Origin of the sequence: Nitratifractor sp., from assembly GCF_015487065.1 — a bacterium.
Classification (GTDB): domain Bacteria; phylum Campylobacterota; class Campylobacteria; order Campylobacterales; family Sulfurovaceae; genus Nitratifractor.
Genome location: NZ_WFQN01000140.1, coordinates 1 through 20,905 on the forward strand (window position 1 = coordinate 1; position 20,905 = coordinate 20,905).

The 20,905-nt window shown below is 57.8% G+C and carries 20 protein-coding genes; 17 read left to right on the forward strand and 3 right to left on the reverse strand.

Annotated features, from left to right (window positions below; translation table 11 throughout):
• The 3 genes from F8I07_RS07605 to F8I07_RS07615 all read right to left on the reverse strand — a co-directional run.
• Positions 1-319 (reverse strand): TSUP family transporter (locus F8I07_RS07605; RefSeq protein WP_292657910.1); only part of this gene is annotated, 319 nt, incomplete at its 3' end.
• Between the two features lie 121 nt (positions 320-440).
• Entirely contained in the window at positions 441-1,037 is a 597-nt protein-coding gene (locus tag F8I07_RS07610) for a GNAT family N-acetyltransferase (protein ID WP_292657913.1), read from the reverse strand.
• Entirely contained in the window at positions 1,024-1,626 is a 603-nt protein-coding gene (locus tag F8I07_RS07615) for a pyridoxamine 5'-phosphate oxidase family protein (protein ID WP_292657915.1), read from the reverse strand. Before F8I07_RS07615 ends, F8I07_RS07610 begins: the two co-directional genes overlap by 14 nt.
• Positions 1,627-1,705: 79 nt before the next feature.
• Between F8I07_RS07615 and F8I07_RS07620 the strand changes: the two genes are divergently transcribed.
• From F8I07_RS07620 to ggt, 17 genes are all read left to right on the forward strand, one after another.
• The gene (locus F8I07_RS07620; protein WP_292657917.1) at positions 1,706-3,115 is read left to right on the forward strand and encodes a PLP-dependent aminotransferase family protein; all 1,410 of its coding nucleotides are present in this window, start codon (positions 1,706-1,708) and stop codon (positions 3,113-3,115) included.
• Positions 3,116-3,155: 40 nt separating this feature from the next.
• On the forward strand, positions 3,156-4,037 hold the full coding sequence (locus tag F8I07_RS07625) for a 3'-5' exonuclease (RefSeq protein WP_292657919.1): 882 nt from the start codon (positions 3,156-3,158) through the stop codon (positions 4,035-4,037).
• A 337-nt stretch (positions 4,038-4,374) separates the two neighbouring features.
• Positions 4,375-5,268: a DMT family transporter gene (locus F8I07_RS07630; protein ID WP_292657922.1), complete on the forward strand. Its 894-nt coding sequence runs from the start codon at positions 4,375-4,377 to the stop codon at positions 5,266-5,268.
• A gap of 76 nt (positions 5,269-5,344) precedes the next feature.
• Positions 5,345-6,331, forward strand: a complete 987-nt coding sequence (locus F8I07_RS07635; RefSeq protein WP_292657924.1) for an RluA family pseudouridine synthase — start codon at positions 5,345-5,347, stop codon at positions 6,329-6,331.
• Positions 6,270-6,965, forward strand: coding sequence for a hypothetical protein (locus tag F8I07_RS07640; RefSeq protein WP_292657927.1), 696 nt, complete (start codon positions 6,270-6,272; stop codon positions 6,963-6,965). The genes F8I07_RS07635 and F8I07_RS07640 overlap by 62 nt, the downstream gene beginning before the upstream one ends.
• Positions 6,966-6,975: 10 nt before the next feature.
• Positions 6,976-8,148 carry a tRNA (guanosine(46)-N7)-methyltransferase TrmB gene (gene trmB / locus F8I07_RS07645; RefSeq protein WP_292657929.1) on the forward strand — a complete coding sequence of 391 codons (1,173 nt, stop codon included), beginning with the start codon at positions 6,976-6,978 and terminating at the stop codon, positions 8,146-8,148.
• Positions 8,141-8,815, forward strand: a complete 675-nt coding sequence (locus tag F8I07_RS07650; protein WP_292657932.1) for a cell division ATP-binding protein FtsE — start codon at positions 8,141-8,143, stop codon at positions 8,813-8,815. Before trmB ends, F8I07_RS07650 begins: the two co-directional genes overlap by 8 nt.
• Positions 8,802-9,617: a cell division protein FtsX gene (locus F8I07_RS07655; RefSeq protein ID WP_292657934.1), complete on the forward strand. Its 816-nt coding sequence runs from the start codon at positions 8,802-8,804 to the stop codon at positions 9,615-9,617. Before F8I07_RS07650 ends, F8I07_RS07655 begins: the two co-directional genes overlap by 14 nt.
• Positions 9,617-10,930 carry a peptidoglycan DD-metalloendopeptidase family protein gene (locus F8I07_RS07660; protein WP_292657970.1) on the forward strand — a complete coding sequence of 438 codons (1,314 nt, stop codon included), beginning with the start codon at positions 9,617-9,619 and terminating at the stop codon, positions 10,928-10,930. The genes F8I07_RS07655 and F8I07_RS07660 overlap by 1 nt, the downstream gene beginning before the upstream one ends.
• 74 nt (positions 10,931-11,004) lie before the next feature.
• Positions 11,005-11,718, forward strand: a complete 714-nt coding sequence (gene pyrH, locus F8I07_RS07665) for a UMP kinase (protein WP_292657937.1) — start codon at positions 11,005-11,007, stop codon at positions 11,716-11,718.
• A 28-nt stretch (positions 11,719-11,746) separates the two neighbouring features.
• Positions 11,747-11,956: a DNA-directed RNA polymerase subunit omega gene (locus F8I07_RS07670; RefSeq protein ID WP_292657940.1), complete on the forward strand. Its 210-nt coding sequence runs from the start codon at positions 11,747-11,749 to the stop codon at positions 11,954-11,956.
• Between the two features lie 12 nt (positions 11,957-11,968).
• On the forward strand, positions 11,969-14,137 hold the full coding sequence (locus F8I07_RS07675; RefSeq protein WP_292657942.1) for a RelA/SpoT family protein: 2,169 nt from the start codon (positions 11,969-11,971) through the stop codon (positions 14,135-14,137).
• 18 nt (positions 14,138-14,155) lie between these two features.
• Complete coding sequence (gene tyrS, locus F8I07_RS07680; protein ID WP_292657944.1) at positions 14,156-15,358, forward strand: tyrosine--tRNA ligase; 1,203 nt, start codon at positions 14,156-14,158, stop codon at positions 15,356-15,358.
• 2 nt (positions 15,359-15,360) lie between these two features.
• Complete coding sequence (locus tag F8I07_RS07685) at positions 15,361-16,455, forward strand: nitronate monooxygenase (protein WP_292657947.1); 1,095 nt, start codon at positions 15,361-15,363, stop codon at positions 16,453-16,455.
• A complete protein-coding gene (locus tag F8I07_RS07690; RefSeq protein WP_292657950.1) occupies positions 16,445-17,737 on the forward strand; it encodes an N-acetylmuramoyl-L-alanine amidase in 1,293 nt (430 codons plus the stop codon). The genes F8I07_RS07685 and F8I07_RS07690 overlap by 11 nt, the downstream gene beginning before the upstream one ends.
• Positions 17,738-17,916: 179 nt before the next feature.
• Complete coding sequence (locus F8I07_RS07695) at positions 17,917-19,020, forward strand: YbdK family carboxylate-amine ligase (RefSeq protein ID WP_292657952.1); 1,104 nt, start codon at positions 17,917-17,919, stop codon at positions 19,018-19,020.
• Between the two features lie 256 nt (positions 19,021-19,276).
• On the forward strand, positions 19,277-20,800 hold the full coding sequence (gene ggt, locus F8I07_RS07700; RefSeq protein WP_292657955.1) for a gamma-glutamyltransferase: 1,524 nt from the start codon (positions 19,277-19,279) through the stop codon (positions 20,798-20,800).
• Positions 20,801-20,905: the final 105 nt, after the last annotated feature.

The following is a 20,905-nucleotide window of genomic DNA, read 5'->3' on the forward strand; positions in this document are numbered from 1 at the left end:
CATCGAGATAGAGGATGGCCTCGGCTCCGATGTAGGCGCCGATCAATGCCGCCGGGACCCCTATCGCCACAAGATCCCAGCGTATTTTTTTGCTTCGAATAAAATTGAAGATCGCCGATAGCGTTCCGAGTGTGCTGACCAGTTTTTCCTGTCCCAGAGCGATTTGGGGCGGAAGGCCCGCGAGGATAAATGAGGGGACCAGTACCAATCCCGCGCCTCCTGCCACACTATCGATAAAACCTGCGACAAAAGAAGCAAGAATCAACAAGCATAGTCCCATGATGAAAGAATCGGCCAATACGGAACCTTCCAAATACATTTTTTCTCCTATTTTCGGCTATCGGTTACTTGGACTGTCATTTTGACTTGACACGGTATAACGTGTATTCAAAGCCCTGGACTCCGGGTCAAGCCCCCAATGACGGAGCTTTTCAAACCCCTCAATTGCTTCCCAGTGTTTGGCTCTCCAACCGTTTCTCCAGATCCTCTCCGGTTAGACAGGCCATTTCGTAGTATTCGTTGCCGTTGAAGGCAAATTCCGTGATCGTGTCGAGCCCCAGCTTTCGGCTGTGGGCGGCGTAGGAGCGGGGATTGGCTTTGTTGACGAAGGTCACCAGCACCGGGTAGCGGGGTTCCATCGCCTCCCGGGCGAACTCGAAGATATCCTCCAGCAATCCGCTGCCCCTATAGGGCTTGTCGATGCAGACCGGGCCGTACTGGTAGGAGTTTTCCGTCGAGAGGGGAATCTCCCGATAGCTTAGCGAGGGCAGATCTTCGATCATCCGGGCGAAGATGGGCCACCGGGAGCAAAACTTCCATGAGGCGGCCATCACATAGCCGGCGATTTCACCGTCTTCCCTGGCGGCGACGAAAAACCCTTCGTCGCTCTCGATGAGTTCCCTCAGCAGCTCGGGGGTGAAGTCGGTGGTGACGAAGCCGTCGGAGCGGTCCTCGTCGGCGATCGTATCGACCTGATAGCGGCGGTGCAGACGCAAAATCGCGTCGATATCTTCCGGTGTAGCGTTACGAATTTCCATTGTGCTTCTCCTTTTTGCGATAGTGTTCCATTCGTCGTAGAGTCTCCAGATCCAGAGCTGTTCCCCTCTTCGCAAGAAAGCGATGGATCCTCTCCCAGCGTTCGGCAGGTAGCTTCTGCCCGTATTTGACTTTGGTATGGATCTGCTCGACGGCGATTTCCACCACCGCCGTGGCCTCCAGGGCTTTGGCGTAGCGGGGCTCATTGTCCAAAGGAAGGTAATGGCCTTCCGGCTGGTATTTTCGCATCAGTTTTTCCAGCGCTCCGGCGTTCTCATGTGAGGAGTGGAGCTCCCGGGCAGATCCCTCGATCTCCAGAGAGGCAAAAAACTGCGTCGCTGGACAGGCCAGCCCCTCCTCGGAGCTGAAGTAGGAGGGGATCAGACTCCCCAACTCCACGATACTGACGAAAATCCTTGGATTTTGACGGATCGCTTCCATTTTTCTGCCGCCCTTTTTGCCGTGAAAAAAGATCGCTTCCGTGTCTCCGGCGAAACTGACAGGAACGACCGACACCCCCTCTTTTCCTCTCAACGCCAGGCTGGCGTAAGGGGCTGTTTCCAGAATTCTCTGTATCGTTTCAGCATGCATGACCCTGCTTCCTCTCAAAAAGATACGCTATGATAGCGCCTATCTGACCTTTACAAAAGAGCCAAATAATGAAAAAAAGATGGGGACAGTTGTGATATTGAAACTTCAGGAAGGGAGCGGGACCCTCACCGAACGCCTCTACCTTACCTTGAAAGAGTGGATCCTCCACGAAGCGGAGCCGGGGGCCAGGCTCCCTTCCATCCGGGCGCTGGCCGCCGAGAACAATCTCAGCCGTACCACGGTGGAAGCCGCCTATTCGCAGCTCTATGCCGAAGGGTACATCGAAAGCCGTCCCCGCTCAGGTTATTTCGTCGCCGAGGATCTCCTGGCGGTCGACCGCAAACCCGACGAAGAACCTAGGGCCGAGAAGCAAAACTCCATCGGGATGGAGAGCGTACGCTACGACTTCTATCCGGCCCGCCTGAGCCCTGAAATTTTCCCCGTCAAAACCTGGCGGCGTCTGAGCGTCCGGGCGCTGCAGGAGGATCTGGACTTCGGTGCCTATCCCGACGGGAAGGGGGAGGCGGGATTCCGGGAGCAGATCGCCTCCTATCTCAACCGGATCCGCGGGACCCGATGCCGGGCCGATCAGATCGTGGTCTGTTCCGGTTTCATCGACGCGATGGGACTGGCGGCGGAGCTGATGCAGGCGCGTAAACGTCCCTTCGCCATAGAGTGGCCCGGATACAGGCTGGCCGAGCGGGTGATGGGCGAACACGGATATCGGACGCTCCATCTCCCGGTCGATCCCCAGGGGATCGATCCTGAGCGGCTGGAGGCGACGGAGGTCGGAAGCCTCTACCTGACCCCCTCCCACCAGTATCCCACCGGCGTGACCCTCCCGGTGGCCAGGCGTCAGGCGCTGTTGGAATGGGCCCGCCGGCAGGAGAGCTGGATCGTCGAGGACGACTACGACAGCGAACTCAACTACACCCACCGCCCCATCCCGGCGATGCAGGGGCTGGAGGGGGGAGAGCGGGTGCTCTATCTGGGGACCTTCTCCAAATCCCTCTCTCCGGCGATCCGGGTCGCCTATCTGGTGTTGCCTGAGCCGCTGATGGAGCGCTACCGACGCAGCAGCCACGCCCACTTTGCCCGAGTATCGCTGCCGGTGCAGCGGACTCTGGAGCTTTTCATGGCCGAGGGGCACTGGGAACGGCACCTGCGCCGGGTGCGGACCCTCAACCGCCGTCGACACGACCGGATGCTTGCGGCGCTGAAACGGGAGCTGGGGGATCGCATCGAGATCGTGACCCAAGGCGGAGGCTTGGCGATCCTCGTGCGGTCCACCGACGGTTGCGATCTGAAGCGACTGCGCGAGGAAGCGGTGAAGCGAGGGATCCGCCTCTATCTGGCCAGCGACTTTTACGGGGAGGAGTGGGAAGCGTTACGGATGGGATTTGGGGGCCTGAGCGAAGAGGCGATCGACGAGGGGGTCGCAGAGACGGCAGCTCTTTGGCGGGCACTCTCAATGACTCATGACCGGTGACCAATGACCAGTATGCTACAATCTTTCTAAAAAGGCACCTATGTACACGATCATTCTCGACACCGAAACGACCGGCACGGAGGCTGAAGACCGGATCTGTCAGCTCGCCTATCTCGTCCTGGACGAAGCGGGGGAGGTCGTGGAACACTATGATGCGCTCTGCACGCCGCCGCTGCCCGTCAAATATGACGCGATGGCCATCCACCACATCACCCCCGAGATGCTGGAGGGCAAACCCGCCTGCATCGAGACCGAGGCCTTCCGCCGTCTGCAGGAGCTCAACACTCCCGAGAATCTCCTGGTGATCCAGAATGCTCCCTTCGATCTGGCGATGCTGGCCAAAGAGGGCTTCGAAAGCCGAATGAAGCTGGTCGATACCTTTCGGATCGTCCGCAAATTCCTGACGGAGCAGAAGCAGCACGGTCAGCAGTATCTACGCTACTCTCTGGGGCTCTACCGGCACGAACCGGCGCTGATCGAAAAGCTGGGAGTTCAGGTGAGGGCCCACGACGCCCTGGGGGATGTGATCGTGCTGAAGCACCTCTACGACTATCTGCTGAGCTCCCACAGCGCCGAAGAGATGGCCGAGCTCTGCAGCGCGCCGATGCCCCTGGAGATCATGCCCATGGGGCGCCACCGGGGCAAGCGGATCGAAACCGTGGCCCTGGAACACCGGAACGATCTCTTTTATATGCTGGAGAACTTCGATCTGGATATGGACTTGAAATACTCCTTCGAGTATTGGCTGGAGCAGACCCGGGACCGGGTGCGGATCACCATCGGTTTCGGCAAGCACAAGGGCCGAACCCCCGAAGAGGTGGTGGGTGAAGACCGGAATTACCTGGAGTGGATGCGGGACAAGGCCGACCGGATCCCTGCCGAGCTCAAGGCGGAACTGGTGAGGGTGCTGGATAATAAGTGAGGAGTGAGGAACTCTTTTAACTAGTAACGAGGAACGAGGAACTAGTAACCGATATTTTATCATCCTGGACTTGATTCAGGATAGACGGTATCATGGGCATTCAAAGCTCTACTCGGTCTCTCTCCTTCATTTCTTTTTCTTTGTTTCGCGACAAAGAAAAAGGAAACGAAGCAAAGAAAAAGAAAACGCGAAGGACTGGCGTCCATTTGATTGTGCCATATAGAGCGATCGTTCATTCCGTTTCAAACTCCAATTTCCACTATTATTTCCATTGTAGAGGAGGCGTGAGCTTACTATTGCACTTTCGGATGTCAATAGGGATTACAGGGAGATTTACGTGAAATCAAACGCTCAAAAAGAGGCGATTCTTTACGCTCTGGCCGCGGTGGGGCTCTGGTCTACCGTCGCCTCCGCCTTCAAGATCTCGCTGCGGTATCTCTCGCCCGAATCGCTGCTTTTCTATGCCGATTTGAGCTCCCTGACGCTCTTTGGATGGTTATTGTGGCGCCAGAGGAGACTCGCCGAAGCCTGGGAACTTTTTCGGCAGTATCCGGGGTGGATTCTGTTCCTGGGGGCGATCAACCCCTTTATCTACTATCTGACCCTCTTTCACGCCTACGACCAGCTGCCGGCTCAGGAGGCCCAGGCGATCAACTACAGCTGGGGGGTCCTTCTGGCACTGCTTTCGGTACCGATCCTGGGGCAGAAACTGCGCCGCCGGGATTTGCTAGCGGGCCTGCTCTGCTACGGCGGGGTGCTGGTGATCGCCACACGGGGGGATCTGCTTTCGCTTCGTTTCCACAATCTCTCCGGCGTGCTCTACGCCCTGGCCAGCACGCTGCTTTGGGCCCTCTACTGGCTCTTCAATACTCGGATCAAAGCCGAGCCCCTGCCGCTGCTTTTTCTCAACTTTTTAGTCGGGACGCTGCTGTTGAGTCTCTATCTCCTTCTCTTCAAGGAGGGGGTGGAATTTCCCTCTCTAACCGGAGCTTTTGGCGCGCTCTATGTGGGTCTTTTCGAAATGGGGATCACCTTTCTCCTCTGGCTCAAAGCCCTCAAACTGGCACACCGCACCGCCACCGTCTCCAACTTGATCTATCTTTCCCCTTTTCTCTCGTTGATTCTGATCCATCTTCTCGTCGGGGAGCCGATCTATGACTCCACACTGGCGGCCCTGGTTCTGATTCTGGGTGGCTTGTGGGTTCAGAAGGCCGGAGGAAAAACCACCTGAATTATATTTTTTAATATCCTTCTAAACTTTTTTCGGTATCTTTAGAGTCAATTTATTGCAAAAGGCGGAGTCGGCAGTGGCTGAGGCAGGGGAGATCCATCACGTGACAGCATCGGAATCGGGACGCCTGGACCGGGTGCTGGCCTCGGCCATGGATCGCAGCCGTAGCCAGGTGGCCAAGCTCATCGAAGCCGGAGCCGTCGCGGTGGAAGGTTCCCCCGTTACCCGTCCCAGCTTCAAAGTCGAAGCGGGTAAGATCATCAGCTACCGGATCCTGGAGGCGCCCAAAAGGGAGAGCCTGCCGGTGGAGTTTGACGTGGAGGTGCTCTACGAAGACGAGCATCTGATGGTGCTGAACAAGCCCGCCGGGGTGGTGGTCCATCCCGCCCCCTCGGTACGGGAGCCGACCCTGGTGGATTGGCTGATTGCCCGGGGCCTCTCCCTCTCGACCCTGGCGGGGGAGGAACGTCACGGCATCGTCCACCGTCTCGACAAAGAGACCAGCGGCGCCCTGGTCATCGCCAAGACCAACGCCGTCCATCAGGCCCTGAGCGACGAGCTCAAGAGCCGGGAAATGGGGCGCTACTACCTGGCGCTCATCGACCATCCCCTCCGAGAGAATATCAGCGTCGACGCTCCTATCGCCCGCAACCCCGCCAACCGGCTCAAGATGGCGGTGGTAGAGGGGGGACGCAACGCCCGGACCGATTTTCTCAAACTGGCCGAAGGAAACGAGGGGAGTGAGCTGATCGCCGCGCGGCTCCATACGGGGCGGACCCATCAGATCCGGGTCCATCTGGGCAACCTGGGGCGTCACATCCTGGGCGACAAGCTCTACGGCTATCGGGAAAAGACGCAGGGGAAGATCCCGCGGGTCTTTCTCCATGCGGCGCTGCTCTACCTGACCCATCCGGTCCGCCAAGAGCGCCTGGAGATCGCCGCGCCGCTGCCGGAAGATATATTGGAGTATCTGCACAAACACTATATGAGGAGTACTATCGATGAAACGAATATACCGGATCGCCTCCCTGGCGAGTTTGCTCGTCGCTTCCCTGGCGCTTGACGGCTGCAGCCAGACCGTGGGTGACGTTACGAGCCTGGCAGCGATCAAAACCGATCCCTCGTTGCCTAGAATCCAAGGCGTCAAAACTGTCGTCGACCGTACCAGCGTGGGCTTCGAGTGGCAACCTGTGACGGACAAACGGGTTGAGGGAATCGACGTCTATCGCGCCCTCGTCACCGGAAGCACAGAGGAGAAGTATCTCAAGATCGCCACGATTCCCAACCGCTATGCCACCCACTTCGTCGATACCACCATCCGTCCCGCCACCACCTACGACTACACCTTCAAGACCTTCGGAGTGCTCTTCGGTTCCGCGCCGGGCCAGATCGTCCGGGTCAAGACCGCGCCGCCGCTGCCGGCAGTCAACCTGGTCAAAGCCTATCAACCCGATGCCGGGGTAGTGAAACTGTTGTGGACGCCTCATCGTGATCCGCGGATCGTCGAGTATCTCGTCGAACGCCGTCTGCCCGGACAGAAATGGAAGTATCTCGCCACCGTCAAGGGACGCCTCAACCCCGAATATATCGATATGTCTCCCGCCAAAGGGTACACCTACGATTACCGGGTGACCGCCCGTAGTGCCGACAAGATCCAGACGCTTCCCAGCCGGCCTCTGAGCGTCACGATTCGCTAGGAGAACCCGGATGCCTCATCTCATCGTCGATCCTTTTGAGCGTGAACGACTTGACCGATTGGTCGAAGAGGGAGCGCTCTGTACTTTGCGTGCCGTTGCCGAAGATCGTCCCATCGAACTGTTGGGGATTCGGGAAGAGGGGGAGTTTTTCCTCGAGATCAAAGACCGGGGAGAAGATTGCCTCATCCGGGCCGACAAGATCACCCGCCCGCTGGACAGCAACCGGATCAAACGGGCGCTGAAACGTCTGGCGGAAGCCGCCGATCTGACGATCCGCCACTCCAATATCGCTCTCTCTCCCACCAAACCTCCCATCGCCGCCGAGTACGACAAAAAAATCCGCGATTTCGAATCGGCCGATTTTCCTCTGGAAAAGGTGGCACTGGAGGTGGGATTCGGCAGCGGACGGCATCTGCTCTGGCAGGCCAAAGCCCATCCAGACACCCTCTTCATCGGGATCGAGATCCACACCCCTTCGGCTCAGCAGGTCCTCAAACAGATCGAGCTCCAGGGACTGACAAACATCTGGGTGGTCAACTACGACGCCCGGCTGCTGCTGGAGATGCTTCCCTCCAACCGCCTGGAGGCGATCTATGTCCATTTCCCGGTCCCTTGGGACAAAAAGCCCCATCGTCGGGTCATCAGCGAGCGCTTTCTGGAGGAGTCGCTGCGGGCTCTGCGCCCGGGGGGAATCCTGGAGCTGCGTACCGATAGCGACAACTACTACCGCTATGCCCTGGAAGTCTTCAGCGTGCCTCCCAAGATCGACTTTCGGGTGGAGAAGAACCGGGAGCTGCCGGTGGTGAGCAAATACGAGGCCAGATGGCGGCGGATGGAGAAGGATATCTACACGTTGACGGTCACCGCCGAGGCGCTTTCCCCCGAAAGAAAAAACGACTATAATTTTACCTTCGACAAGCCCCTCGATCCGGAGAGAGTGGCGCGGTTGCCGCGCAAGGCGGTGGTGGTGGAGGAGTGTTTCGTCCATTTCGGCCCCCGCTATCGTCGGGCGGACGGTCTGGGCGGCGTGATCGAGTGCTCCTTCGGCAGTTTTGACCGGCCCGAGCATAAATACCTGCGCTACGACGAAAGAGGGAAGGTGGAGTATTTCCCCGACTCGCCCGTCAGGACCGCCGCCAACGCTCAAGCACACCGACTGATAGGAGCAATGATCCATGGCTAACGTCATCACCGCCTCCAAGCTGACCCTCGCCTACGACGGCGGACGCAAAGAGATCATCAAACATGCCAGCTTTTCGGTCCGCAAAGGGGAGTTCGTCTTCATCACCGGGCCCAGCGGAAGCGGCAAGTCGACACTGCTGAAGTCCTTTTACGGGGCCCTGCGCCCCAAAGAGGGCAAACTCACCGTCGGCGGCCTGGATATGGCCCGAATCAATCAGAGCAAGCTCCTGGAACTGCGGACCCATCTGGGAATCATCTTTCAGGATTACAAGCTGATCAACGAATGGACGGTGGAGAAGAACGTGGTCCTGCCGTTGATCATTGCCGGCTACAGCACCGACATCCAGCAGACCCAGGCCAAGAAGCTCCTGCGACACGTCAAACTCACCGAGCAGGCCGATCGCTATCCTCTGGAGCTCAGCGGGGGTGAGCAGCAGCGGGTGGGGGTGGCGAGAGCGCTGTCGAAAAATCCCTTTCTGATCCTGGCCGATGAACCCACCGGAAACCTGGACGAATACTCCTCCAACGTCATCTGGGACCTAATGGAGAACGCCTGCGATCAGCTGGGCTCCACCGTGGTGGTGGTGACCCACCGGATTCCGACGATCTTCAACATACCCTACCGCCACTTCATCATCGAGAACAAGGGGATCTATGAAGTCCGTTAGAGATCATTTGATGTTTCTGCTGCCGCTTCTGGCGATTCTGCTAGGTGTCGAGTTTTTTCTGGTTTTCAACCGGGTGACGCAGCATGCGGAGGAGAAGCTCCGGGAATCCTATTCGATCCTGGTGGTCTCCGAGCAGCCTATGAGCTTGAAAGATTTCCGGCGGATCGATCCTCACATCTCTCAGGCCACACCGATCTCCAAAGCCCAGATCGCCAAAGAGATCGCCCGGGGAATGAAAAATACCCCCGATAGGGAGATCCTGGCCGCACTGCCGCATTTCTACAACCTCCATCTCGACCGTTATCTGAGCCGAAAGGATGTCGCGAAAATCCGACAAAAACTCCTGGCGGTCAAAGGGATCGACAAAGTCGAAACCTTTGGGGAAAATCATCGCGCCAAATACAACCTCTTTATTTTTCTCAAAATTATCTTTTGGAGTTTTGTGGGGCTAATGAGTCTGGTCAGTATCTTTCTGGTGGTCAAACAGATGGAGGTGTGGCAGATGGCCCATCAGGAACGGATGCAGATTATGGAGATCTTCGGGGCTCCGATGCTGCTGCGTAGCGGCGTGCTCTTTCGGATGGGGATCGTGGATGCCTTGTTGGCGACGGGCATCGCGGCAGGGATTTTCGCTCTGCTGCGTTACTACTATGCGCCGATCAGCGGGATCGAAATCCTCATGGACCGTCAGGCGCTGCTCTTTCGGCTCCAGGATGTGGCAATCCTGGGCGGCATCGCCCTGATGATCGTCATTTCGGCGGTGCTCACCGTCGCCGTCAAGAGCCGGGGGCCCCGAGAGTGATGCGAAGATTCTGGTGGCTGCTCCTGGTCGGGGTGATGGGAGTGCACGCCTCGAAGATCGTGCAAAAGATCCAGACTTCCCAACAGACCCTCCGCTCAACCGAAGCCCAGAAAGCGGCGACCAGCCGTCAGCTCTCCAAACTGGCCGCCTCCATCAAAGCGACCGAACAGGCCTTGGCTCAGGTCCAGAAAAAACTCGACGATCTGGCCCGGAAAAAGAAAGCGGGAGAGGCGCAATATGCCGATACGCTGACGAGGATCCGGGGTCTGGATCAACAGATTGCGCAGCTCGATCAGGATATTCAGACCCGTCACAGCCGTTTTCTCCGGCTGCTCAGCGATCAGTTCGCTACGATCGTCGCCATGCGCCAAATGAACCGTCGCAGTGAGCGCGGTGTGATTCTGGAGGAGTATTTCAAACGTTATCAAGCCGCCACCGATCGGAAACTCAGAGCATTGAAAGAGAGTATCGACCGCCGCCGGAAATCGAAGCAGGTTATGCTACTCTCCCGAGCCAGGCTCAAACGCAATATCGCCAAACTGGATGCGCTGAGAAACCTCTACAAAATCAAAAAAGAGACATCCCAGAAACTTCTCAAAAAATTGGCGGCGGAGGAGAAACTCTACCGCCAGAAGCTTCGGACGATTATCAGCCGCCAAAACGCCCTGCGTCAGACCCTGGCCAAACTCAACATTTTGCGGAAAGAGGAGATCGAAGAGGCGAAGCGGCGGGAAGCGGAGCGCAAAGCGGAGTTGGCCCGGCGAGCCAAGGAACTGGAAGCGATGCGGGAGCAAAAGCGGCAGGAGCAGGAGCAGGCTCGTGCCGAGGGACGGGCGGTGGATTACTCCGCGGTCAGCTTGCCCGACGAGAAGAACGTGAAGGTCAAGCAGTACGGCAGCTCCTATCAGCGGGAGCGGGTGGCCCGCTACCGGGGACCGCGGACCATCGCACCGATCCGGGGTGCCCGGTTGGTAAAACGTTTCGGCAATTACGTCGATCCCATTTACAAAATCAAGATCTTCAACGATTCCGTCACCCTCAGAGCCCCCCAGAGCGATGCCCCGGTTCGCAACGTCCTCAACGGCAAAGTGGTCTATGTAGGCGAGAACAGTATTTTGGGCAAGGTGGTGATTGTCCAACACAACGACGGTTTGCATACGGTCTATGCCGGCCTTTCCAAGATTTCACCGATCATCCGCACCGGGACCCGGATCCGCCGCGGCACCGCCGTGGGCAAGGTCCGGCGCAAGCTGATCTTTCAGGCGACCCAACACTCAAAGCTGATCAATCCGATGCAATTGATTCGTCTTTAGATTCCGAAAAGCTCCCGCTAACGTCCTGAAAGGCATCTTTCGCTATAATCGCGACAAAATATAGAGGGGGCATGATGAAGCAGCGCAAGCGGGTACTGGTAAAGTTTTCCGGCGAAGCACTGGCCGGAGAAGAGGGCTACGGGATCGATACCAAGATCCTCAAATTCATTGCCGACGAGATCAAAAAGCTCGTCGATGCCGAGATTGAAGTGGCGATCGTCGTCGGCGGCGGCAACATCATCCGGGGAGTGACCGCGGCTCAAGACGGCATCATCAAACGTACCAGCGGCGACTACATGGGGATGCTGGCCACCGTCATCAACGGCGTGGCAATCCAGGAGGCTCTGGAGAGCATCGGCCTGGAGGCGCGGCTGCAGAGTGCCATCGATATGCATGAAATCGGGGAGAGCTTCATCGTCCGCCGGGCCCGTCGTCACCTGGAGAAGGGGCGGGTCGTCGTCTTTGCCGGCGGAACCGGCAACCCCTACTTCACCACCGACACCGCCGCCACGCTCCGCGCCAGCGAGATCGACGCCGATATGCTGATCAAAGCGACCAAAGTCGACGGCGTTTACGACAAGGATCCCATGAAGTTCCCCGACGCCCGCAAACTGGACGAGATCAGCTACGACAAGGCGCTGAGCGACCATATCCGTGTCATGGACGATACCGCCATCGCCCTGGCCAAAGAGAACCGGCTGCCCATCGTCGTCTGCAATATGTTTGAACCCGACAACCTCAAACGGATTATCGAGGGGGATACGTCGCTCTGCTCGATCGTCCATTGAAAAAATTTGAAGAAAAAGGATTGATAGAATGACTAGACTGGAACAAATCACCGCCAAAGCCATGGAACGCCTCAACCACGACCGCTACCTCCTGACCAAAGCCGTGGGTAAACGGGCCGAAGAGCTCAGCCGCGGCGCCGCACCGCTGGTGGATATGGATATCAAAAAACACAAAGCGACCGATATTGCACTGCATGAGATCGCCGAGGGCAAGATCCACGTCGAAAAAGAGGCTTAAAGCGAGCCCCCTTTGAACGACTTTCTGGAGCTGGTCAAAAAACTCAAATCTGTCGAGGATGCCGTTGAGCTTCTCGGTCGACAGATCGAGCTCAATGACCGGATCCGGGATGCGCTGGCCTTTGCCATCGCCGCCCATGAGGGGCAGACCCGCAAAAGCGGCGAACCCTATGTGATCCACCCCATCCTCGTCGCTGCGATTACCGCCTCCATCAGCAACGACGAGACGATGGTGATTTCCGCACTGCTGCACGATGTGGTGGAGGACACCCCCCATACCATCGAAGAGATCGGTGAACGCTTCGGCCCCGATGTGCGCCACATCGTCGAGGGACTGACCAAGATCGTCGCCATTCGGGACGAAAAGCTGATCCCCTCCGACTCCAACGAAAAGCTCATCACCTCCGCCCTGACTTTCCGCAAGATGCTGATTGCCTCCATCGAGGATGTGCGGGTCTTGATCATCAAGCTCTGTGACCGGCTCCACAATATGCTCACCCTCGATGCCCTTCCGCCGGCCAAGCAGCTGCGGATCTCCGAAGAGACCTTGGTGGTCTATGCTCCCATCGCCCATCGTCTGGGGATCTCCCGGATCAAAAATCTCCTGGAGGATCTGAGCTTCCGCTACATCTACCCCAAAGATTATCAGCGGATCGACGAATATATCAAAGCGAATCATCAGAGCCTTCATATCCGGCTCAACTCCTTCATCGGCAAGGTCAAAAACGCCCTCTGTATGCAGGGATTCCACCGGGATGATTTCGAAGTGATCGGCCGGGTCAAACACTACTACTCCATCTACCTCAAGATGCACCGCAAAGGGATCGGCATCGATGAGGTCCTGGACCTGCTGGCCGTGCGGGTCATCGTGAAACAGCCCATCGAATGCTACAAGGCCCTGGGAGCCCTCCACTTGAGCTTCACCCCCTTGATCTCCCGCTTCAAGGATTACATCGCTCTCCCCAAGGACAACGGCTACCGGACGATTCACACCACGCTTTTTGACGACGAGAATATCGTCGAGGCCCAGATCCGCACTGAGCGGATGCACCACCTGGCCGAATACGGGATCGCCGCGCACTGGAAATATAAAGAGGGCGAGGCGGTGGATGAAGAGATCGGGGTGAAGCTGGAGTGGCTCAAGAGCCTTCCCTATCAGGACGACTCCATCGAAGAGTTCTACGAGCTGGCCAAAAACGACCTCTTCAGTGAAGATATCGTGGTCTTCTCCCCCAAAGGGGACTACTTCACCCTTCCCAAAGATTCGGTGGCGCTGGACTTTGCCTACGCGGTTCATTCGGAGATCGGGGATCGGGCCACCACCGCCATCATCAACAAAGAACGAGCGTCGTTGCTGACGATCCTCAAAAACGGGGATATCGTCCGCATCGTCACCCAGGAGGAGCCGATTCTGCACTGCTCCTGGATCGATACGGTCAAGACCTCCAAAGCCAAAGAGGGGATCCGTTCCAAGTGCCGCGCCCGAATCCGGGAGGTCAACGAACTGACCGGATACAATATCCTTGCCACCATCTTTGATCGGTCGCCGCATGCGATTCGAAAGATCCTGGAGGAGGGAGACGCTACCGGAGGGATCGAACGGGTCCCTCTGCAACTGGATGTGCTCAAAGAGAAGATCCATCGGATCTCCCGGGAGGCCAAGATCCGGGAAGTGCGCTTCTGGGAAGTGTTGAAACGGGGCTACAAGAAGCCCTTTCTCAAAGAGATCGACCATTTGAGTTTTTTTGTCAACAAGCCGTTGGAACGGGTGGAGTTTGACTTTTGCTGCCATCCCAAAGCCGGGGATGAGATCGTGGCCTTCTATAAGGAAAACCGGGCTATTATTCACCATAAACTCTGCCGCAAAGCCTATGGAATGATCCGGGCCGGCGAACCGATGCTCTTTGTCCGCTGGCGGGGAAGCAAACTGGCCCGGTATCGTCTCATTGTCGCACTGCAGAACCAAAAAGGGATTTTGGCCAAGCTTCTGACAAAGCTCTCCGAGACCGGGCTCAACGTGACCGGTATTGAACTGGGGATCCACAGTAGCGACAATGCCGAATATTGCCGGATCGAAGTGGAATCGGAGACAGCGGACAAAAAGCAAATCGCCCAGGCAATCTCTTCTCAGTTCAAGCTGGTGGAGATTACGGCACTGGACGATGCCTATAATCACAAATAAACTCTGCGAGGAGAAGGAATGCCCGTCATCAAGGCCATGCAAGAGATCGAGCGGGGAACCGCCGAGATTATCGACCGGGAGCGGATCGAGACCCTGGTCCGCAACTATTATGAAAAAGGGGAGCCCTACCGGGTGAAGCTGGGGCTGGACCCCACTGCGCCCGATCTTCATCTCGGTCATACCGTCATCCTCCAGAAACTGGCGGCTTTCCAGCGGCACGGGGCCATTGTCCAGCTGCTCATCGGAGACTTCACCGCCATGATCGGCGATCCCACCGGCAAGAGCGAGACCCGTAAGGTGCTGGACCGGGAAACCGTCAGAAAAAATGCCGAAACCTATCAGGAACAGGCTTTCAAAATCCTCGATCCCGAAAAGACGGAATTGATGTTCAACTCCACCTGGCTGGATGCCCTGGGGGCCGACGGATTGATCCAGCTGACGACTCAGTACAATGTGGCACGGATGCTGGAGCGGGATGATTTCGAAAAGCGCTACAAAAGCGGCCAGAGCATCGCCGTCAGCGAGTTTCTCTATCCGCTGCTCCAGGGGTACGACAGTGTGGCCATGGAGTGTGATATCGAACTGGGCGGGACCGACCAGAAGTTCAACCTCCTGATGGGACGCCATCTGCAGCGGGCCTATAACGTGGGCAAAGAGCAGGCGGTGCTGATGATGCCGATCCTGGAAGGGCTCGACGGGGTGCAGAAGATGTCCAAGAGCTTGGGCAACTATGTGGGGATCTCCGAACCGGCCAAGGAGATCTACGCCAAGTTGATGTCGATCTCCGACGAACTGATGTGGCGCTACTACGAGCTGCTCAGCACCCGCTCCCTGGAAGAGATCGCCGAGATGAAACGGCAGGTCGCCAGCGGTGAGCTGCACCCCAAACGGGCCAAAGAGATGCTGGCGCTGGAGATTACAGCCCGCTTCCATGATAAAGCGGCGGCACAGCAGGCCAAGGAGGCCTTTGACAGCCTCTTCAAAGCGCGGCAGATCCCGGAGGATATCCCGGAAGTAACGCTGGAACCGGAGATCTGGATCTGTAAAGCGCTGGTGGAGGCGGGGTTGGAACCCTCTAACTCCCAGGCACGACGGGATATCAAACAGGGAGCGGTCCGGATCGACCAGGAGAAGGTCAGCGACGATCAGCTCAAACTGGAGCCCGGAGAGTATATTCTCCAGGTGGGCAAACGGAAATTTGCACGGGCCAAGGTAGGATAATCATGGAATTCAAGCCTCTCAAGATCGGAAAGCATCTCATCGAAAAACCCATCATCCAAGGGGGAATGGGGGTCGGCATCTCCTGGGACCAGCTGGCGGGAAGTGTCAGCCGCGAAGGCGGCCTGGGGGTCATCAGCTCCGTAGGGACCGGGATCTACGAGAACCGGGCCTATGCCGACAAGCTGATGGCCGACGGCCGTCCCTACCAGGTGGAAAACTTCTACTCCCGCCGGGCACTTTTCAAAATCTTCGAGAATGCTCGTAAACTCTGCGGTGACAAACCCCTGGCCTGTAACGTCCTTTACGCTATCAACGATTACGATCGTGTGGTGCGGGACTCCTGTGAAGCGGGGGCCGATATCATCATCACCGGAGCTGGGCTGCCCCTGACCATGCCCGAGGCGGCCAAAAACTATCCCGATGTGGCTTTGGTACCCATCGTCTCCACAGCCAAGGCGTTGCGGATCCTCTGCCGTCGCTGGGAGAAGGCTCACGGACGGCTGCCGGACGCGGTGATCGTCGAGGGGCCGCTCAGCGGCGGGCATCAGGGATTCAAGTACGACGATTGCTTCAAGCCCGAAAACCAGTTGGAGGCGATCCTGCCTCCGGTGGTGGAGGAGGCCAAAAAGTGGGGAGAGATCCCGGTCATCGCCGCCGGCGGGATCTGGGATCACGACGATATCGTGCGCATGATGGAATTGGGTGCCGACGGAGTGCAGTTGGGGACCCGCTTTATCGGTACGGAAGAGTGCGACGCCAGCGAGACTTTCAAACAGACCATCATCGAGGCGAAAGAGGAGGATATCAAGCTCTTCAAATCTCCGGTCGGCTATCCCGCCCGAGGGGTCAAGACCGAGCTTCACCGGAAAATCGAGGAGGGGACCGCCCCCAAGATCGCCTGCATCTCCAACTGTGTCGCCCCTTGTCACCGTGGTGAGGAGGCCAAGGTGGTAGGCTACTGTATCGCCGATCGTCTCAGCGATGCCTACGACGGCAAAAGAGAAACCGGACTCTTCTTCACCGGGGCCAACGGCTATCGTCTCAAGGAGATCATCACTGTCCGGGAGTTGATGGACAAGCTGATTCATGGTGAGTAGAGAAACCTCCCTTTTCCGCAACCTCCTGCTGGGGGCCGTGCTGATAGCCGCTGCGCTTTGGCCGGCGGCCGCTTCGGTGACGCTTCGCTCCCTGGAAATGGGTCACGATCGTCTTTTGCTCCATTTTGACCGTACCTTCGACCGGAAAAATGTGCACGACTTTGTCCTCAAAGGTAAAGGATCCTTCCGCTACGTTTTTGATCTAAAAAAAACGCATCTTAGCTCAAAGGATGCGGCCAAGAAACTCAAGTACGGTTCGCAGATTCGCTCGATCCGCATTGCCCAGTATCGTCGGGATACGGTACGTCTGGTAATCGAAACTCCGGAGCCTTACGCCATCACCCACTATCCGCTCAAAAGCGATACCTACCTGATTGTCCTGCCCAAAGGTTCCAGCGGCGGTCCTCGAAGCGTTCGGAGCCTCTTCGCCTCCATCGACACGGCGAAGGGAGGGAGCAGGACCGGGACCCCTCCAAGCAAACCTGGCGTGTCACAAGAGAAGAAAACAACTCATCGCAAGGGCACCTCCCGAAAGAAGAGTTCTCAAAGCCGCCTGATGAAGCAGCGGCCCCCCTCTCCCCATCGACGCTATCGGATCATCGTCGATCCGGGGCATGGAGGCAAAGATACCGGCGCGATGGATCCCACCCGTCACTATCGGGAGAAAGATGCCGTTTTGCAGATCGCCCTACGCTTGCGCAAACACCTTAGAAAAATGGGCTTCAATGTGGTGATGACCCGTAGTTCGGATCACTTCATCAAACTTCATCGACGTACCCGCTTCGCCAATCTCCGGCACGGAGATATCTTTGTCTCGGTTCACGCCAATGCCGTGGGGCGTCTCAGCCGGGCTTCGGTGGCCCACGGCGTCGAGACCTATTTCCTCTCACCGGCCCGGAGCGCCCGGGCGAGACGGGTCGCCGCCGCGGAAAACAGCGTGGGGTTCACCCGTTACTACCGCAACAGCATGAACAGCTTTATCAATACGCTGACCCGATCCAAAATCATCCTCTCCAACAAACTGGCCCTGGATGTGCAGCGCAGTATCCTGGCCAATCTGCGAAGCCGCTACCGGGGAGTGGCCGACGGCGGCGTTCGGCCGGCGCCTTTTTGGGTCCTCGTCGGGGCAGAGATGCCGGCGATTCTGGTGGAGACGGGCTACATCACCCACCCGGTGGAGAAGAAGCGCCTCTTCGATCCCCGCTATCAGGATCTGGAGGCCAAGGGGATCGCCGAGGGGATCGCCCGCTATCTGATCAATCGGGAACGAGAACTGGAGTAAAAGACCATAGTGGGCTTTTGATACAATGGAGTGTACTGACAAAGCTGCGTCATTCCAGGCTTGATTCGGAATCCAGGGCTCCGAATAGCTGGAGAGCTTGGATTCCGAACCGAGTTCAGGATGGTGGAAGTATAACGCTTGGGTTTTTCAGAAGTCCCAAAGTGACAAAAGGAGCGGAAATGGCCGGTCACTGCGATCTCTCGATCTTCCATCCCGACGATCCCTGGACTCTGGGGGTCGAGCTGGAGGTACGCCTCATCGATGCGAAGACCATGAAACCGGCCAACCGCTCTCCCTACATCTTTGAACACCTCCCCGAAAGACTCCGTCCCCATGTCCATCAGGAGCTGCTGCAGTCGATGGTGGAGATCGTCACGCCGGTCTGCGGCACTCCGGCGGGAGCGACCGATTTTGTCATGAAAACCCTGGCGGAACTGACCCGGATCGGCGCAGCGGAAAATATCGCTCTGGCGGCGCTGGCGACGCATCCCTTTGAACGCAAGGAGGACAACGAGCGTTTCGAGGACCCCCGTTATGAGGCTTTTGCCAGGGAGCTGCAGATCGTTTTGCGCAACTTTCTCATCAGCGGTCTGCACATTCATGTGGCTATGCCCAACGACGAAACCGCTGTGCGTGCCTACAACGCCAGTATCAGCTACCTTCCCATCTTTTTGGCCCTTTCGGCCAACTCCCCCTTTCATCTGGGGGAGGATACCGGCCTGCAATCCTACCGCAGCAAGATCTTCGAGCGGCTCCCGAGGGCGGGCATCCCCGAATATTTCGGCAGCTACCGGGAGTATTGCAGCCTGATGGAGCAGCTCTACACCACGGGGACGATCCAGAGCGCCAAGGATGTCTGGTGGGATGTACGGATTCACCAGGGCTTTGGCACCGTGGAGCTGCGGGTCTGCGATGCTTTCTACGACCGGGAGCGGCTGCGGCTCATCGTGACCTTCTACCAGGCCCTGCTGCACCACATCACCCAGTACCCCGTGGGGCGGGTCTATACCCAGATCAGCAAACAGAACAAATGGAACGCTGTCCGCCACGGGATGAAAGCCAATTTCATCGAAGGGGACCGGATCCTGCCCCTGCGGGAGCAGGCTCACAAACTGGTCAATGATCTGGAGCGCTCCGGCAGTTTCGAGGCACTGGGTACCGATGGTGATGTCAAAGCGCTCCACGAACTCATCGAGCGGGAAACCATCGCCCGAAAACTGCGCCGGATCTATGAAGAGACCGGGGATTTCAAAGCGGTGATCTGTGAAGAGCTGATCGGATAAGCGTCGCAAGTCGCGGGCACGGCGGCTTTGCCGCCTCACAAAATGGGATAAAATGAAGAGTTTGAAAAGCTCCGTCATTCCGGGCTTGACCCGGAATCCAGGGCTGGGAATACCCATTGTGCCGTGGATCCCGAATCAAGTTCGGGATGACGATGACAGAGAGACCGTTTCGGTTTACCAGAGTACACAAATAGAAAAAACGTAGAAAAAACGTAACTCGTAACACATAACACTTAGCACGAAAAAAAGGAGCACCATGACCCAGGGAGTGATCGCTGCCGGAGACCGGCTCACCGCCCGAGCGGGAGCACAAATTTTGGAGGAGGGGGGCAATGCTTTCGATGCCGCCTGTGCCGCCATGCTGGCGGCTCCCCTGTGCGAGCCGATGCTCACCAGCCTGGGGGGCGGGGGATTTATGCTCACTCACCGCAGCGGCGAAGATCCGCGGCTTTACGACTTTTTCGTGGATGTGCCGCCCCAGCGGGTGGAGGAGCCGGACTTCTTTCCCATCTATGTCGATTTTGGGACGGCGGTGCAGGAGTTTCATATCGGCGCCGGTGCCACGGCGGTGCCGGGGATGATCGCCGGGATCGACCGGATTCACCGGGAACTGGGACGGCTGCCCATGGAGCGAATCGTCGCGCCGGCGGTGACGTATGCCAGAGAGGGGATCCGGCTGACGAGCCTGCAGGCGAGTTTCGTCAAGCTGCTGGAGCCCATTCTGTGCTCTACCGAAGGCTCCCGGACGCTTTTCGTCCCGGAGGGAGAGCTCCTGGACGCCTCTCGTCCTGTCACCAACTCCGACTACGCCGATTTTCTGGAAGCCTTCGCCCGGGAGGGGGCCGATCTCTTCTACCGGGGCGAGATCGCCGAGCGTCTCGACCGGCTCTACCGGGAGCACGGGGGGCTGCTGCGGCGGGAAGATCTGGAGAACTACCGGGTGGAAGTGCGAAAGCCTGTCGAGTTCGACTACCGGGGATACCGCATTGCCACCAACCCGCCCCCTTCTGCGGGAGGCATCCTCATCGCTTTTACCCTGAAGATGCTGGAGGGCTCCGGGGCCGAGAGCTCCTACAGCCTGGAGTATGTCCGGGAGCTGATCGAAGCGATGGCGGTGACGGCGGAGTTTCGCCAAACCCATGTCGATCCCCATCTCCACGATGAAGGGCTGCGGGAGATTCTGGAAAACGGCGAACTGCTCTCCCACTATCTGCTGAGCCTCCAGAGCCGCCTCAACCTCTGGGGAAACACCACCCACCTGAGCGTCATCGATGCCGAGGGCAACGCCGCCAGTGTCACCTCCACCAACGGCGAGGGGAGCGGCGTGGTCGCCCCGGGCACCGGCATCATGATGAACAATATGCTGGGAGAGGAGGATCTCAACCCCCACGGCTTCTTCCGTTGGCCCGCCGGGGTGCGATTGCCCTCGATGATGGCCCCGACGATGGCTTTCGACAAGCAAGGGGCTCCGGCGCTGATATTGGGGAGCGCCGGCTCCAACCGGATCCGCAGCGCCATCGTGGAGGTGACGGAGCGTTATCTGTGCTTCGGCAAGAGTATCCAGGCAGCGATCGATGCTCCCCGTATCCACTTCGAAAAGGGAGAGGTCTTCTTCGAGCCCGGCTACGATCCCCTGATCCTCGAAGCGGTTCGGGAACATTACCCTCTCACTCTTTTCGACGAGCCGAGCCTCTTCTTCGGCGGGGTCAATGCCGTCACCGGGGATTTTCAGGGCGGGTCCGATGCACGGCGCGGCGGCGCGGTGATCCGGGTGGAGTGAAAAACTCTCAAGCGTATTGAGTAAAATCATGACGATCGACTGAAGAGACGTCATTCCGAATCAAGTTCGGGATGACGGAGATGATTTGTTTATCCTGTCGATAGA